This window comes from Oerskovia sp. NPDC057915, from assembly GCF_042887685.1.
Classification (GTDB): domain Bacteria; phylum Actinomycetota; class Actinomycetes; order Actinomycetales; family Cellulomonadaceae; genus Oerskovia.
In genome coordinates this window covers 126,562-142,932 of the sequence record NZ_JBHVOS010000010.1, presented here as the reverse complement: position 1 = coordinate 142,932, position 16,371 = coordinate 126,562, and the positions used below count along the sequence as shown (strand labels likewise).

Annotated in this window: 12 protein-coding genes and 1 pseudogene; 1 reads left to right on the top strand and 12 read right to left on the bottom strand. The window is 73.7% G+C overall.

Annotation, left to right across the window (positions count from 1 at the left end):
- Window positions 1-117, top strand: a pseudogene (locus ACFVQ3_RS08940) (ferredoxin); the annotation flags it as partial.
- Window positions 118-216: 99 nt separating this feature from the next.
- Here the strand turns inward: ACFVQ3_RS08940 and ACFVQ3_RS08935 are convergent.
- From ACFVQ3_RS08935 to ACFVQ3_RS08880, 12 genes are all read right to left on the bottom strand, one after another.
- Window positions 217-1,257, bottom strand: a complete 1,041-nt coding sequence (locus ACFVQ3_RS08935; protein ID WP_387637677.1) for a hypothetical protein — start codon at window positions 1,255-1,257, stop codon at window positions 217-219.
- 70 nt (window positions 1,258-1,327) lie between these two features.
- Entirely contained in the window at window positions 1,328-2,446 is a 1,119-nt protein-coding gene (locus tag ACFVQ3_RS08930) for an App1 family protein (RefSeq protein ID WP_387637674.1), read from the bottom strand.
- A 185-nt stretch (window positions 2,447-2,631) separates the two neighbouring features.
- Window positions 2,632-4,077, bottom strand: a complete 1,446-nt coding sequence (locus tag ACFVQ3_RS08925; protein WP_387637691.1) for an L-serine ammonia-lyase — start codon at window positions 4,075-4,077, stop codon at window positions 2,632-2,634.
- Between the two features lie 44 nt (window positions 4,078-4,121).
- Window positions 4,122-4,802, bottom strand: coding sequence for a DNA-3-methyladenine glycosylase I (locus tag ACFVQ3_RS08920; RefSeq protein WP_387637672.1), 681 nt, complete (start codon window positions 4,800-4,802; stop codon window positions 4,122-4,124).
- Between the two features lie 129 nt (window positions 4,803-4,931).
- Window positions 4,932-5,255: a winged helix-turn-helix domain-containing protein gene (locus ACFVQ3_RS08915; protein WP_387637670.1), complete on the bottom strand. Its 324-nt coding sequence runs from the start codon at window positions 5,253-5,255 to the stop codon at window positions 4,932-4,934.
- Window positions 5,252-5,704, bottom strand: a complete 453-nt coding sequence (locus ACFVQ3_RS08910; RefSeq protein ID WP_387637668.1) for a hypothetical protein — start codon at window positions 5,702-5,704, stop codon at window positions 5,252-5,254. Before ACFVQ3_RS08910 ends, ACFVQ3_RS08915 begins: the two co-directional genes overlap by 4 nt.
- A 200-nt stretch (window positions 5,705-5,904) precedes the next feature.
- The gene (locus tag ACFVQ3_RS08905) at window positions 5,905-7,737 is read right to left on the bottom strand and encodes a hypothetical protein (RefSeq protein WP_387637665.1); all 1,833 of its coding nucleotides are present in this window, start codon (window positions 7,735-7,737) and stop codon (window positions 5,905-5,907) included.
- A 267-nt stretch (window positions 7,738-8,004) separates the two neighbouring features.
- A complete protein-coding gene (locus ACFVQ3_RS08900) occupies window positions 8,005-9,261 on the bottom strand; it encodes a YeiH family protein (protein WP_387637662.1) in 1,257 nt (418 codons plus the stop codon).
- Window positions 9,261-9,479: a hypothetical protein gene (locus ACFVQ3_RS08895; RefSeq protein WP_387637659.1), complete on the bottom strand. Its 219-nt coding sequence runs from the start codon at window positions 9,477-9,479 to the stop codon at window positions 9,261-9,263. Before ACFVQ3_RS08895 ends, ACFVQ3_RS08900 begins: the two co-directional genes overlap by 1 nt.
- 188 nt (window positions 9,480-9,667) lie before the next feature.
- Window positions 9,668-10,210, bottom strand: a complete 543-nt coding sequence (locus ACFVQ3_RS08890; RefSeq protein ID WP_387637657.1) for an O-acetyl-ADP-ribose deacetylase — start codon at window positions 10,208-10,210, stop codon at window positions 9,668-9,670.
- Window positions 10,211-10,402: 192 nt separating this feature from the next.
- Window positions 10,403-11,176 (bottom strand): SDR family oxidoreductase, encoded by a 774-nt coding sequence (locus ACFVQ3_RS08885; protein WP_387637654.1) that lies wholly within the window; start codon window positions 11,174-11,176, stop codon window positions 10,403-10,405.
- 157 nt (window positions 11,177-11,333) lie between these two features.
- Complete coding sequence (locus ACFVQ3_RS08880) at window positions 11,334-16,253, bottom strand: DUF3418 domain-containing protein (protein WP_387637651.1); 4,920 nt, start codon at window positions 16,251-16,253, stop codon at window positions 11,334-11,336.
- Between the last annotated feature and the right edge of the window lie 118 nt (window positions 16,254-16,371).

Sequence of the window (16,371 nt, the reverse complement as noted above, 5' to 3'; positions counted from 1 at the left end):
TACTACCGGGCGAACGTGGAGTTCTTCGACGACCTGGGTTCGCCCGGTGGTGCGGCGAAGATGGGCATGATCGAGAAGGACGACCCGATGATCGCCGCCCTGCCCCCGCAGGCCTGACAGCCCGGGGCGCTCGCCTCCGGCGCAGGCCGGCTGCCGAGAACGTGAGGGGCGGCCGTCATCCGGTGGATGGCGGCCCCCTCACGGTCTCGACGGGCCTCAGCCCTGCGGTTCGACCGGCCCGCCCGGGTTCGCGCCGCCCGCGACGAGGTCGCCGCAGCTCGTCTCCTGCGCGGTCACGACGACGGGGTCCGTCGCCGCGGCCCCCTCGGCGACGGTCTCGGTCTCGCCGTTCGTGGCCTTCCGTGCGGCCTGGTCGAGGTCGACGAACGTCCGCTCGACGGTGTAGGTCGTACCGTCCGCCGAGGTCGCGTCGAGCCCTGCCAGGTGCAGCACGCCGTCCACGGCCGTGCAGCCGACTCCTGTCCCGAAGCCGCTGAACCCCTTGTCGAACGTGTACGGCTGGCCCTGGGCGTTCTGCGTCACGGTCACGGCGCAGTCCGCGACGGAGAACAGCAGGACCTCGCGTCCCACGTCGACGAGCGCGATGGGCGCCTCACCGCCGCCTGCCGCGACGAGGTTGACGATCGCGCTCGCCGGGACGGGGCTCGCGGACGTGACGGGGGCCGAGAACGTCGCCCCCGACGCGGTCGTGATGCCGAACGCCCGGTCGGCGCCCCCGGTGAGCCAGGCGGTGTCGGGGCGTCCGTCGCCGTCGACGTCGACCACCTGGTGCGTGCTCGCGCCCGCCGGGGTGCCGGTCCCGGTCGCGGCGCAGCCCGCGGAGGGCGGGGTGGTCGTTGTCGTGGGTTCGGGGGTGGGGTCCTCGGAAGGGCTCGGTGAGCTCACGGTGGCCGACGGCGTCGGTGCGGGCGAGGCGGTGGCGTCGCCGTCCGCGTCGCCACGGGTCGCGAGCCAGATCCCGACCGCCACGATCGCGAGGAGCACCAGGCCGCCCAGCGCCCACCACCAGGCGCGGTTGCCCGGGGGATCGGTCGGGCCGCCGGGCGGCGGCTCGCCGGGGCCGCCGGGTGGTGTCGAGGCTTCCGTGGCGGAGAACGGGTCGGGCGCGTTGGGGATGGGTTCGGCGGGTGGGACGCTCCCCCCGGTGATGCCTCCCGGTGCCGGGAAGGCGGACTTGATCGGTTCGGTGGGGTCCTGGTCGCCTGCTGGGCCTGGTCGCTCCTTGTCGTCGGTCATGTCCCCAGCGAAACATCTCGTGACGGACGGGGCATCCGGGACGTCCCGCCGACCCGGCACCGGAGCCTGCTCAGCGCAGGGCGCGGCCGAGCGCGCGGGCGAGCGCCTTGCCGTCGGCCCCGCCTGCCGTGGGGACGCCGTGCGCCGGACGCCGGGTGCGGCGTGATCCCGGCACGGCGACGGTCCCGAGGAAGGTCCCGCCGTTCCTGCCCGACGACGGCGCGGGAGGTTCGTGGGCGAGCATCTTCTGCGCGGGGCTGAGCTGGCGGATGCCGATCGCGGCGACGTGCGTCGGATGGCGTGTCGCGGCGGCGGCATAGATCGCGGGGTCGTGCTGGCCGTCGTCGCCGAGCAGGAGCCAGCCGACGTCGGGCAGCTCGCGCACGAGCCGGTCGATCGCGTTGCCCTTGTGCTCCTGCCCGCTGCGGAACCATCCCGTCGCGGTGGGACCCCAGTCGGTCAGGAGGAGGGCCCCGGGCGGGAAGCCGTTGCGGTCGAGGAAGCGTTCCAGGTTCCCTGCAGAGTTCCACGCGCCGTTCGACAAGTACACGAAGGGTGCATCCGGATGGACAGAGGCGATGCCCTGATACAGGTCGGCCATGCCCGGCACCGGGCGCCGCTCGCTCGCGTGCAGACCGAACGTGTTCCACACCGCGCGCAGCAGGCTGGGGACCATGGTGATCATGACGGTGTCGTCGATGTCGCTGATGACGCCCAGCCGACGGCCGGGTCCGACCACGAAGACCCGCGCCGTCGCGACCGCGCCGCTTGCCGTCGCGAGCTGGACGTCGTGCCACCCCGGGGCGAGCGCGACGTCGAGCATCCCGTCCACGTACCCGTCGCGGTCGGCGGGCAGGTCGGTCACCAGACGCTCGTCCTGGCCCGCGTCGTCGGTTCGCGTGACCGACGCGCGGACCACCTCGCCCGGCGCGGAGACGGTGAGGTAGTTGCGCCAGCCGCGCCGGTTCCAGACCAGGTCCGCACGGCGGTGGGGGCGGCTCAGCAGCACCCTTGCCAGCACGCGCACCGACCCCTCGTTGCCGTACCCGACGTACGCCTCGATGCGCGGGGTCCAGCCCCGCGACCGCAGGAACCTGACTGCGGCCGCACGGATGCGGTCCTCGAGGCGTGCCGAGAGATGCAGCCGCTCCACGGGAGGAGTCGGCGACGGGAGGTGCGTCTGGTGCATGGGATCCGCTCGTCGAAGGTGCTGGTCTCCCACCTTGGCACACGGACGCCGGCTTCATCGGCTGAACCAGGAAGAACCCGCTGGTCAGGTGGTGTGACGGCGGGTTTCCGCATGCCGTGGCACGGACGGTTCTCCCAGCGCGTTCCGGAGCGGACGGCTCCCGGCACTCGTCCGCTCGGACCGCGTCAGCACTCGATGACGTTGACCGCGAGGCCGCCCGTCGACGTCTCCTTGTACTTGGTGGACATGTCGAGGCCCGTCTGGCGCATGGTCTCGATCACGGTGTCGAGCGAGACGACGTGCGCGCCGTCGCCCTGGAGGGCGAGCTTCGCGGCCGAGACCGCGGTGCAGGCAGCGATCGCGTTGCGCTCGATGCACGGGACCTGGACCAGTCCGCCGACGGGGTCGCACGTGAGTCCGAGGTTGTGCTCCATCGCGATCTCGGCGGCGTTCTCGACCTGCGCCGGGGTACCGCCGAGCACCGCGCAGATGGCTCCCGCGGCCATCGAGCACGCCGAGCCGACCTCGCCCTGGCACCCGGCCTCCGCACCGGAGATCGAGGCGTTGCGCTTGTACAGCGCGCCGATCGCGCCCGCGGTGAGCAGGTAGGTGCGCATGGCCTGGCGCGTGGCCTCCTCGTCGGCCGCGAGGTCCGGGTGGAGGCGCAGGAAGTGTCGTCCGACGGCCGGGATGATCCCTGCGGCCCCGTTGGTGGGGGCCGTGACGACGCGGCGGGCGTCCGCGTTCTCCTCGTTGACCGCCATGGCGTACGCCTGGAGCCACTCGATCGACAGGTCGGAGGCCCCACCTGCTTCCGCGGCCTCGAGCTTCTCGCGCTGCGCACGTGCCCGACGGCGGACCTTGAGCCTCCCGGGAAGCATGCCGTGGCGGTCGAGGCCCGCGTCCACGCACTCGCTCATGGTGCGCCAGATCCGGTCGAGGCCCGCCCCGACCTCCGCGGCGGGTCGCAGCGACACCTCGTTCTCCCACGCGGTCTCGGCGATGCTGCGCCCTTCGAGCGTGCAGGACGCAAGGAGCTCGGCCGCGTTGGCGAACGGGTGCGGGACGTCCGAGGGCTCGGTCGCGGGGTCGATCGGTGCGCCCGCGAGCTCGGCAGCGTGCTGGGCCTCCTCGTTCGCGGCGGCGGCCTCGAGCTCCTGCTCCGTGAGGACGAAGCCTCCGCCGACCGAGTAGTACACCTGCTCCGCGACGACGTCGCCGGCCGCGTCGAGGGCCGTGAACCGCATCCCGTTGGGGTGGCCGGGCAACCGGGTGAGCGGTGCGAGGCGGACGTCGGCGGTGGCCATGGTCACGACCCGGCGGCCGAGCAGACGGACCTCGTGGCCGTCGCCCAGGCGCTCCCAGCTCCCAGGGACGTCGTCGGGGTCGCACGTCTCGGGATCGAGCCCGCGCAGGCCCGCGACGACGGCGTCCGGTGTCCCGTGGCCGATCCCCGTCGCACCGAGCGAGCCGCACAGCACGACCTTGAGCGCCGTGACCTGGTCGAGCGTCCCTCGCTCGTCGAGCGAGCGCGCGAAGGTGGTGCCCGCGCGCATGGGGCCGACGGTGTGCGAGCTCGAGGGCCCGATGCCGACCGAGAAGAGGTCGAGGACGCTGACGTACGAGGACATGGTCCTCATGATCGCACCTCGTCTCACACGATGGAACCATTTTGCTATAGCAAAGTCCTCTCGACCGCGACCGGGCACGTCGCCAGGTGGTCGTCCACGAGCCCGCACGCCTGCATCGCCGCGTAGGCCGTCGTCGGGCCGATGAAGCGGAAGCCCTCCTTCTTGAGCGCCTTGGCCAGGGCGACCGACTCGGGCGTGCTGGCCGCGAGGTCCGCGAAGGTCGCGGGGCGCGGACGATCGAGGGCGGTGCCGCCGTCGGGCGCGCGCGAACCACCCGGCGCGAACGACCAGACGAGCTCGTCGAGCGTCCTGCCCTGCTCGTGCAGCGCGAGCAGGGCGCGCGCGTTGGAGATCGTGGCCTCGATCTTCATCCGGTTGCGGATGATCGAGGCGTCCTGGAGCAGGCGCTCGACGTCCTCCTCGGAGAACTGGGCGACGACCTCCGGGTCGAAGCCCGCGAACGCCTCGCGGAACGCGGGGCGCTTGCGCAGCACGGTGATCCACGCGAGCCCCGACTGGAAGGCCTCGAGCGCCAGCCGCTCGAACAGCGCCTCCTCCCCGTGGACGGGGACCCCCCACTCGGTGTCGTGGTACGCCTCGTAGAGCGGGTCGCCGTCGCCGAAGCAGCGGGCTCCCGGCGGGGGGACGGCCGGTGCGTCGGCCGGTGCGGCGAGCGGCGCGGTGGGCTCGGGGGCGTGCTGGTCGGTGGCCTCGGTCGTGGTCATGGCACCCACTCTTCCGCACGGCACCCACGCGTGGCGTGCGCGTGAGCGTGCTGTGGGGACCGCCCCCGGCGCAGCGCCTGTGCACGGCTCGCATCCCCAGGCTCCCGGGGTGTCCACAGCCCCTGTGGATCAGGCGTCGGTGACCGGAGGGAGCTGCTGCTCGGCGATCGCGCGCAACGCCTGGAGGTGCGCTGCGAGCGCCGCGCGCCCGGCAGGCGTGAGTGCCGCCCACGTCCGAGGACGGCGGCCCACGCGGTCCTTGGTGATCTCGACGTACCCGGCGTCCTCGAGCACGGTGAGCTGCTTGGAGAGCGCCGAGTCGGAGACCTCGATCGCGTCGCGCAGCGACCTGAAGTCGGCCTTCTCGACCCCGGCGAGCGCCGCGACGACCGAGAGCCGGACGGGGGAGTGGATGACGTCGTCGAGCCGGTGGCGGGGGTGCGTCTCGGTCATGCCGCCTGCTCCTCGTGACGGGGCCACAGGGCGGCCGCGAGCATCGGGAGGGCGGTGACCAGCGCGGCGGGGAGCCAGTAGGCCAGGTTGCCGGCCTGGCCGGGCAGACCGAGGACGAGCGCGGCTCCGTAGAGGACGGCCCAGAGGACGACCGCGAGCAGGTATCGACCGTGCAGGCTGCGCGCCCGGACGCCCTGACGAGCGGCCCAGATCGCGACCATGCCGGCGAAGAGCGGGCCGATCAAGGAGCCGAGGACGATCCCCGGCACACCCCCGAGGCCGACCAGCAGCACGACGGTGATCGTCATGGCGGCCCAGGCGAGGAGCAGGCTCTGGACCCACCGGTGCCCGATGCCGGCGGTCGTCGCGGTGCTCCGGGTCGCGAGGTCGAGTGCGGCTGCGGCCTCCTGGGGAGTAGGGGCGGCGAAGAGGGGTGCGTCGTTGCTCATGTGTCCATGGAAGCATCTACTTTCCTGCTTGGCAAGTAGATGTCAGGCGGGCACCGCGGTGAGGCTGGACCCTGGAGGCAGACGCAGAGCGAGGGCGGCGGGAGCCACGTCCAGGTCATGGACGCGGCCCCGCCACCCTCGAGAAGCGCGGCGTCACCGTCGACTGTGAGGCGCCGCGCGGGATCGCGCAGGTCAGCCGGTCAGATGGTGAGCCGGCGGCGCAACCCCAGTCCGATCCCGACGACACCGGCGAGCAGGCTCCCGCCCGCGATCGCCGACATGCCGAGCGAGAGCTTTCCGGCCGGGCTGTTCTCGACGTCCGACTTCATCTTGGTCGTGCCGTCCGAGATCTCGACCGTGCCGTCGGCGAGCGTGCCCGCGCCGTCGGCCAGCGCCGAGCTGCCCTTCGCGAGGTCACCCGCACCGTTCGCGAGGGTCGTCGTGCCCGCGTGCAAGGTACCCGCGCCCTCGGCGAGCGCCGAGCTGCCCGCCGCGAGCGACGCCGCACCGCTCGACAGCGCGTTGATGCCCGTGTGGAGGTTCAGCGACCCGTCCTCGAGCTTCGTGGTCCCCGCGAAGAGCTCCCGGGCACCCGTGGCGAGCTTGGCGTTGCCTGCGGCGAGGTCCTTGGCGCCCGACTGCAGCCTGCCGGCGCCGGCGTCGAGCGCGGTCGCGCCCTCCGCGAGCCGGGTGGTGCCCTCCGCGAGCGCGAGCGCTCCACCGTTCGCACGGGCTGCCCCGGCGGACAGCTGGGTCGCGCCGGTGGCGGCGCTCCGGGTGCCGGTGCTGAGCTCGCCGAGCTTCGTCTGGAGCTGGGCCGCCCCGGCCTGGACCCTGCCGATCTCACCGTCGAGGGTCGTGACTCCGGCGGAGAGGGAGTCGACTCCCGCACCCAGCCTGCCGATCCCACCCTTGAGGGCCTGTGCGCCCGCGAGGAGCTGGGGCTTGTCCGCGGTCCCTGTCCCCAGAGCGAACTGGAGTCCGGTGGCACCCGTCTCGAGACCGCCTGCGCCGGTGCCCAGCTTCTCGAACGCCGCGGCCAGCCCGAGGATGCCGGGCTGCTCCGGCGTGCCGCCCTTGAGCGACGTGAGGTCGGCGGCCAGCTTCTCGAACGCGGCCTTGGCGGTCGGGTCCGTGGTCGCGTCGGCGGAGGCCTGTGCCGACGCTGCGAGGGTGCCCAGCGTCGCGGCGGCTGCGCCGGCCTGTGCCTTGGACGCGGCGGCCCCCTCGCGCAGGGACGTCGCGCCGGCCACAAGGTTCCCCGCGCCGGTCCGCGCCGCCGTGAGCCCCTCCGTGACGCGGTCCGCGCCGACGTCGAGCTGGGCCACACCACCACGCAGGCCCGTGACGGCGTCGCCGAGCTTCTGCTTGGCCCCCGCCCTCAGCTCGCCCGACCCGGCGACCAGGCCGCCCGACGCGGTGTGGATGGCTTCGGCGCCGGCGGCAGCGCGTGACGCGCCGTCGGCCAGGGCGGCGGCACCGTTCTTGAGCTCGGTGGAGCCCGCGGCGAGCTGCGCGGACCCTTCCGCCGCCGCGACGGCACCGGGCGCGAGCTCCGCGGTGCCGGCCCGCAGGTCGCCTGCCCCGGCCGCGAGCTTGTTCGCGCCCGCCGAGGCGTCGGCGGCCCCTGGCGCGAGCCGGGCTGCTCCGGCGTTGAGCTCGTCGGCCCCGGCCGCGAGCTGGGCGGCGCCGTCGAGCGCGGTCACGCCGCCGGCGGCGAGCTGGGTCGCGCCGGTCGAGGCCTGCGTCGCGCCGGCGGAGAGCTTCTCGGCCCCGTCCTCGAGGTCCTTCGAGCCGTCGGCGAGCTTGCCGGCGCCCTCCTCGGCGCGGGTCGCACCGTCGGCGAGCTCGGCCGCGCCCGCTTCGAGACGGGTGGCTCCGTCGTCGAGGCGCGTGGCGCCGTCGGCGACCTTGCCGTTGAAGACGAGCAGGTAGGCGACGAGCGCGACGACGGCGAGCGCCAGCACGACAAGGGCGCCGATGGTCAGGGCTGAGTGCGCGCGCGAAGGGCGCGGGAAGGCGTGGTTCGTCATGTGCGAGGGTCCTCTCGTGGCCGGCGTCGTTGCCGGTCTGACTCCGGAGTGCCCATCACCTTGGTGCAACTCCGAGTATCAGATAAATCACCGTCGACGCTAGCAACGGCCGCGAGGGGGAGGAAAGCAAGTATCTGATACTTCGAAAATCACAAGTTGGTAAAGGCCCGCCGCGTCCTGCGCGACGGGCCTCCCCGCGGGTGGCACCGGCGGTGCCGACAGCGCCTGCAGCACCGGCAGTACCGGCGGCGCCCGAGGGTCCCCGGCTCAGATCTCCAGGTTCGCGAACAGGACGCTCGCGAGCGCGAGCCCCACCACGAGGTTGAAGACCGCGGCCGACCCGAACACCACGACCGGCTTCCACCCGGCCTCCCGGACCGCCGTCACGTTGAACTCCAGCCCGATCGACACGAACGCGACGATGAAGAACACCGTGCTCAGCGACTTGAGGATCGCGATGTCGGGCGCGGCCGCGTCCGCGCCCACGGAGCTCACGTAGAGCGTCGCGACGACGGAGGCGAGCAGGAACCCGAGCACGAACTTCGGGAAACGTGTCCACAGCTCGCTCCACCGGGGCGCGGCCGCCCCCGCGACCCGGTCCACCCGGAACGCGAAGTACGCCGTGAGGGCGATCGCGACGACGCCGATCAGGGCGTTCTGGGTGGTCTTGACGATCGCGGCGACCTGCAGCGCCTCGTCCCCGGCCAGCGCCCCCGCAGCGGTCACGGCGGCCGTGGTGTCGATGTTCCCGCCGATCCAGGCCCCCGCGACCGCGGGCGACAGGCCCAGCGCCTCGGACAGCGCGGGCAGGACGAAGATCGACGGCAGGGCGAACAGGATGACGAGGCTCGCCGCGTACGCGAGCTGCTCCTTCTTGGCCTGGACCGCGCCCGCAGCGCTGATCGCGGCGCTCACACCGCAGACCGACACGGCGCTCGCGAGCAGCGCCCGGAGCCTGTCGTCGATCCCGAGCCGCCCACCCAGCCACCACGTGAACCCGAAGACGAGCGTGATGAGCAGGACGGCCTGCGCGATGGCCGGACCGGCGGCCGAGACGATGAGCGACAGGTTGACCGTGGCCCCGAGCAGCACGAGACCGGTCTTGATGAAGAACTCGGTGCGGAAGGCCGCCGCCAGCCGGGAGCGCAGGCCCGCGGCCGACAGCACGGCGTTGCCGAGCAGCCCGAGCGCGATCGCGTACACGGGGTACTCGACGGACTTCGCGATCCCGCCGAGCGGAGTGCCGGCCAGCCACTCCGGGACGCTCTGCTCCAGGAACCGGGCCGACCAGGCGAGCCCGAGGAGGACCACGAAGCCCGCCACCAGGTACAGGCCGCCCGGCGAGCGCCCGTCCTGGACGACCGAGTCCTCGAGCGTCGCCCGGGGCGCCTCGCCGACGGGCGCCTCGCGGAAGGGCGCCCCGTCGACGGGCGCCCCGCCTGCCGCCGTCTCGGGGGAGCGGGCCTCACCCGTGGGCGGCTCGGGACGGATGGTGGTGCCCGTGTCAGGGGTCGTGCCGCTCATCAGGGCACCAGCCCTTCGGGGATCAGGCCCAGGAGGCCGACGGCGACGATCGCCAGGCCGACGACGGTCGCCAGCCAGTCCTCCGAGACGTGGACGCGTCGGACGGCGTCGACCGTCACGGGCCGGGCGGCGGTGGCCGTGGCGGGGTCGCCGGGTTCGACCGGCGGTGCGGCGTCCTCCGTCCTGGCGGGTGGGACGGTGTTCTTGCGAGCGGGCATGGCAGGTCCTCCGGGGCTTCCGGCGTCGGGTGGGCGCGGCGAGGGCGACGGCCGGCGCAGGGCAGCGCGGCGCCGTCGCCCTACGGACACCCCTGCGACGCACGGAAGATCTGCATGGCCGACAGGGTGGCGTTCGCTGCCGGCCGGGACAAGGGGGCGTCCACGCTTCGGGAGGACGTGACGCCGCGTTACACGGTCGGGCGCTCGTCGTCCGCGGCGAGCGCTTCCTCGAAGGCCCGGAGCAGCCGGTCGCCGAACAGCACGAAGCGCACGTCCCCCACGCCCCGGTCGCCGCCGTCGCCCCACGCGCGGACCGCCGCCACGGCGACCCGCGCGACCTCGTCGCCGTCCCAGCCGTAGACCCCTGCGCTCACGGCGGGGAACGCGACGGACGTCGCGCCGAGGTCCGCGGAGACGTCGAGCGAGCGTGTGAAGCACGAGGCGAGCAGCGCGGGGTCGGTCTGGCCGCGGTGGCGGTTCGGCCCGACCGTGTGGACGACCCACCGCGCCGGCAGGTCGAATCCGGGCGTCGCGACGGCCTCGCCGACCGGGAGCCCGTCCGGCAGGGTGGTCCGCCGCAGCTCGCGGCACGCGTCGAGCAGCCGGGGACCGGCCGCGGCGTGGATCGCGCCGTCGACCCCACCACCCCCGAGCAGCGACGAGTTCGCAGCGTTGACGATCACGTCGGCGTCGACGGTCGTGAGGTCCCCGAGCTCCGCGGTCAGGTGCATCCGTCCATCCTCGCGCGTGGCACGCCCGGGCGCGTCCCGTCGCCGAGCGTGACGTTCGGGCTGTTCCCGGGCTCGCGGGCGCACTCGGACGTCACGCTCGACGTGCGGCGCGCGGACCACACGCAGAAGGCGGCCCGACGACGTCACGCACGTGACGCCGTCGGGCCGCCTTCTCGAGGTGAGCCGGTCAGGTCACCAGACCTTGTCGCCCCGGATGACCACGTCCGAACCGCCGTCGACGAAGACGACCTGTCCGCACATGTGGCTGTTCTCCGGGGAGACGAGGAAACGCAGGAGGTTCGCGGGGACCTCGGGACCCATGATCCCGCCGAGCGGCATGGGGACGTGGGACTCGACGGCCCTGGTCGACTCCTCGGTCGCGAGCATCTCGGCCGTCATGCCCGTCTGGACGATGCCCGGGCCGATCGCGTTGAGGGGGATCCCGGCGCCGGCCCAGTCGGCGCTCGGCGCGACGCGGCGCAGCCAGTGCGCGACCGCTGCCTTGCTGCTGCCGTAGATGATGTCGCCCGTCCCGGCGGCGGCGAGCTCGGCCGCGCGGGCCAGCGCGGCGGGCTCGTCGCCCGCGAGGGTGAGGTCGACGAGCTCGTCGTCGACCGGCAGGAGGCTCGCCATGGAGCACGTCACTGCCGCGCGCGGGGCGGGCGACCCCGCCAGGAGCGGGCGCAGGCCCTCGAGCGTCGCGAGGGCGCCGAAGTAGTTGACCGCGAGGGTCGCCGGGCTGCCGTTCGACAGGCCCGCGTTGGCGACGACCGCGTCGACCGTGCCGCCGCTGAGCGCGGTGACCTGCTCGACGAGCCCGGTGCGGCCCGCGTCGGTCGTGAGGTCGACCGTGACGTCGGCGTCGCGCAGGTCGACGCCGATGACGCGGTGGCCGTCGGCCTCCAGCATCCCCTTGAGGGCCTTGCCGATGCCCGAGGCGGTTCCGGTGACGACGACGGTGCGCATGATGCCCTCCAGAGCAGCAGGTGCGGCCAGCTCGTCCTGGCCGTCCCCTTCAGGCTAGGCCTCGAAACTGCTGAGAACGGGCGCCCGGGACCTCCGACGCGGTGATCGTGACGAAGGTCCCTGCGGCCCGTGCGGTCCGCAGCAGCCGGGCGGCCGCCTACCAGCCGCCCTGCGCGAGCACCTTCCGGATGCGCTTCTCGCTCACGGGGCCGTCGGTGCCGAGCTGCTGCGCGAACAGCGACACCCGGAACTCCTCGATGAGCCAGCGGGCCTCGTCGAGCTCGGCGAGGCGCGCCGGGTCGGCGGGGCCGGCCGCGTAGGCGGCGCGCGCCTTGGCGTACGCCTCCTCGACGTCGTGCACGCGCCAGGCGAGCTCGGCGTCGCGGTTCGGGTTGGTCGCGGCCTTCTCGATCCGGTACGACGCCGCCCGCAGGTAGCGGGTCAGGTGCGGCAGGCGGTGGGCCGGGGTGCGGGACACGAAGCCCACGCCCACGAGCCCGGCGACCTGGTCGCGGACGTCCTGGAGCGTGTTGAGCAGCGCGAGGCTGTTGGCCGAGCGGATCTCGCCGTCCAGGGTCCGCGCGGCCGTGAGCGCGGCGACGACGTGCCCGACGATCTGGTGCACCTCGTTCTCGAGGTGCCGCTTCACGAGGTCCCGCGCGGCGACGTACGAATCAGCGCTCCGGATCTGTACAGCATCGGGCAGCGGCCCGTACTGCGAGGACCTGGCCCCGGACGTGAGCGCGATGACGGCCGCGAGCTGGAGGTCGGCGACGAGCGCCTCGGTGTTCCGGTACGGGCTCGCGGCCATGGTCAGGGACTGCGTCCCCGTCCAGCGGCTCGTGACCCGCGCGGTCTGCAGGGCGGTCTCGCCGAGCAGCAGGCGTCGGACGCCGCGCGCGTGCTCACGGTCCTGCCTCGAGCGGTCGGCCAGGACGCGGAGCGCGACCGACGGCTTGCCCTTGGCGTCGACCTCCTCGACGAGCGCGGGGTACCCGCGCACGACCATGCCGGCCCCGGCGGGCGTCGACACGACCTCGGGCAGCACACCGTCGGGGAGGCCCGTGGGCCACGTGGTGAGCCCGGTCGCCTCGGCGACGACGACGGACGGGGCGCCGCCGTCGGGCACACCCGAAGCACCAGCACCCCCTGAGCCCTCACCAGGTCGCCCTGCGGAAGGTGCGCCGGACGCGGTCGCGGGGAGGGGGGCGGTGGCGCCGGAGGGCGTGGAGGGGCTGGCGGGAGCGTCGCGAGGAACGAGCGACGCGGATGGTAGCCCGAGGCCCTCCGCCCCCCTCCCCGCGGCCTCCGCCCCAGCCGCAGCCTCACGCAGCGCCGCGCCGACCGCCCCCTTGACCGCCGCCCGCACCGCCGCCTGCGCCTGGGGCGCGAGGCGTCGCTGGAGCGAGACGAGGTCCTTGGACTCGTCGAGAACGACCTCGCCGCCGCGACGCTCCTCGACGACGCGGAAGGTCATGCGCAGGTGGGCGGGGAGGCGTTCGGTGCGGGCGTCGTCCCAGGCGTCTTCGGGGATGACGACGTCGCGCAGGGCGCGGACGGCACGCGTGAACGCGACGTGGAAGGGTTCGGCCATGTCGCCCGCGCGGGTCACGTCCTCCCACGCGGGGGTGTTCTCGCGGAGCCAGGCGACGACGTCGCGCGCGACGTCGGGGGCGGGGACGAGCTGGACGCGCACGGGCTTGGGCAGCGAGCGGATGGTGGCGGTCGCGAGCTCGTCGAGGAGGCCGGGGACCATCCAGTCGAAGCCGTCGGGGACGACGCGGTTCAGCACGCTGATGGGGACGTGCACGGTCACGCCGTCAGCGTCCGTACCGGGCTGGAACTGGTACGTCAGGGGGAGAGTGAGGTCGCCCTGGACCCAGGTCTCGGGGAACAGCGAGGTGTCGACGGACTCGGCGTCGGGCACGAGCTGTTCGAGCGTGAAGGTGAGCAGGTCGGGGTCGCGGCGCCTGGCGGACTTCCACCAGGTGTCGAAATGGCGGGCGGACACGACGTCGTCGGGGATGCGCTCGTCGTAGAACGCGAACAGGACGTCGTCGTCGACCACGAGGCCGCGCTGTCGCGAGCGGGCCTCGAGCTCCTCGGCCTCCTCGAGGAGGCGGCGGTTCTCGTGGAAGAACTGGTGGTGCGTGGTCCACTCGCCCTGGACGAGCGCGTGGCGGACGAACATCTCGCGCGCGGCCTCGGGGTCGACCTTTCCGTAGAGCACGGTGCGGTCCGCGACGATCGGCACGCCGTAGAGCAGGACCTTCTCCTTGGCCTGCGCGGCACCCTGCTTGGTGGACCAGTGCGGCTCGGAGTAGGTGCGCTTGACCAGGTGCGTCGCGAGCTCCTCGGCCCACTCGGGCTGGATCTTGGCGACGTCGCGGCCCCACAGGCGGCTCGTCTCGACGAGCTCGCCCGCCATGACCCACACGGGGGGCTTCTTCGACAGGGGCGAGCCGGGGAAGATCGCGAAGCGCGCGCCGCGCGCCCCGAGGTACTCGTTGCGGGCCTGCTTCTTGGCCCGCTTCATGGCGAGCTCCTTCTGCGGGCCGCGCAGGTGCGCGACGGACGACGCCTTGACCTCGGTCGCCTCCTGCATGCCGATCTGCGAGAGCAGCCCCGCGAGGAGCGACTGGTGGATGGTGTCGTCGTCCCAGTTGAGGCGGCGCTCGACGGGCTGGTCGGTCGCCTCGGCGATCGTGGTGCCCGACGACGGCGCTCCCGGGCTCGCGTCGCCCCGGGTGCGGGGCGTGTAGGACATGTCGATCCCGAGGGGCTTGCTCATCTCGCGGAGCTGCGCGACGACGTCCTGCCACTCGCGCACGCGCAGGAAGTTGATGTACTCGGCCTTGCACAAGCGCCGGAACGCCGACGACGACAGCTCGTGCTGCTGCTCGCGCACGTACTCCCACAGGTTGAGGTACGTGAGGAAGTCGGAGCGGGGGTCGGCGAAGCGGGCGTGGAGCTGGTCGGCCTGGGCGCGGTACTCGGCGGGTCGCTCGCGCGGGTCCTGGATGGACATGACGGCCGCGATGATCGCGACCTCGCGAGCCACGCCGCGACGCGAGCCCTCCCAGATCATGCGGGCCAGGCGCGGGTCCATGGGGAGCTGGGCGAGGACCCGGCCGATCTCGGTGAGGCGCGTGACGGCGCGACCGGGCTGGGCGTCCGTGCCCGCACCACCGCGGCCGGCAGGCTCTGCCACGGTCTCGAGCGCTCCGAGCTCCGACAGGAGCTGCACGCCGTCGCGGATCGAGCGCGTGTCCGGGGGCTCGACGAACGGGAAGCGCGCGACGTCGTCGGGCGAGGAGACCACGCCCACCGAGATCATCTGCAGCAGGACCGACGCGAGCGACGTGCGCAGGATCTCCGGCTCGGTGAACTCGGGGCGGGAGAGGAAGTCCTCCTCGGAGTACAGGCGGATCGCGATGCCGTCCGCGACACGCCCCGAACGCCCCGAGCGCTGGTTGGCGCTGGCCTGCGCGATCGGCTCGATCGGCAGCCGCTGCACCTTGGTCGCCTTCGAGTAGCGCGAGATGCGGGCCGTGCCGGGGTCGACGACGTAGTGGATGCCCGGGACCGTCAGCGACGTCTCGGCGACGTTGGTCGCGAGCACGACGCGGCGCGAGGAGTGCGCCTGGAACACGCGGTGCTGCTCGGCCGACGACAGGCGCGCGTAGAGCGGCAGGATCTCGACGAAGTCGGGGCGCTTGGCGTCGCGCGTGCGCTCGCCCAGGCGGGACTCGAGCGCGTCGGCCGTGTCGTGGATCTCGCGCTCGCCCGACAGGAACACCAGGACGTCGCCCGGGCCCTCGGCCATGAGCTCGGTGACCGCGTCGACGATGCCCGTGACGAGGTCCTTCTCCTGCGCGCCCTTCGCCGGGCCCTTGGTCTGGCCGCCCCGCTGGACCTTGCCCGTCTCGGGGTCGACGTCGGGGCTCAGGGGGCGGTAGCGGATCTCGACGGGGTACGTGCGGCCCGTGACCTCGATGACGGGAGCCGTCTCGGGAAGGTGCGCGGCGCCGTCGGGCCCCTCGCTCGCGTCGGAAGCAGCCGGAGCGCTCGCCGGGTCCGGCGACCCGGCCGCCGACTCCGCAGCGAGCAGCTCGTCCGCGGTGAGCGGCGGCAGCGGGCCGCCCGGCGCGAAGTGCCGCGCGAACCGCTGCGAGTCGATCGTCGCCGACGTGATGACGACCTTGAGGTCGGGGCGCTGCGGCAGGAGCCGCGTGAGGTACCCGAGCAGGAAGTCGATGTTGAGCGAGCGCTCGTGCGCCTCGTCGATGATGAGCGTGTCGTACGCGAGGAGCTGCGGGTCGCGCTGGATCTGCGCGAGCAGGATGCCGTCGGTCATGACCTTGACGAGCGTCTGGTCGCTCGACTGGTCGGTGAACCGGACCTGGTAGCCGACGATCTCGCCCAGCGGCGTGCCGATCTCCTCGGCTATGCGCTCCGCGACCGTGCGCGCCGCGATCCGTCGGGGCTGCGTGTGCCCGATCTGGCCCTTCCGGCCCCGGCCGAGCTCGAGCGCGATCTTGGGGAGCTGCGTCGTCTTGCCCGAGCCCGTCTCGCCCGCGACGATCACGACCTGGTTCTCCGCGATCGCCTTCGCGATGTCCTCGCGCCGCGCCGAGACGGGCAGCTGCTCGGGGTAGGTGATGGGCGGCACGACGACCTGCGCACGCCGCTCGGCGGCCTTGGCGAGCCGCGTCGGGTCGACCTGCTTCGGGCGTCCGCCGCGGCGGTCGCCACGCGTCGAGGAGCGCTGCTCCCTGCCCGACGGCGGACGCTCGCCCCGGGCGTTCCTGTCGCCCTCGGGCGTCTTCTCGGCGCGGCCGCGGCCGGCGTTCCGGCGGGGGGCGGAGCCCTGGCGGCCGGCGGTCTCGTCGGCCTGCTCACGGTCGGTCCCGCCGGACTGCCCGGGGGTGCCGTCCTGCCCGTCGACCTGGGACTTCACCCGCCCACGCCCCCCACGACGACGCTGGCCCGTACCCTCGCGCGGCTTCCCGGCCGGAGTCCTGTCCAGGGGACTGTCCAGGTCGGGCCGGGCGGGGCCGTGCGGTTCGGTGCTCACGACCAACCATTCTCTCAAGCGGCCGCAACTTCAATTGCGGTGGTGTCGGTGTCGGCGGTGTCGGCGACGTCGCGGTCCGGTCCGTGGCGGGCGGCGCTGCGGCGGGCGGTGGGCGGCA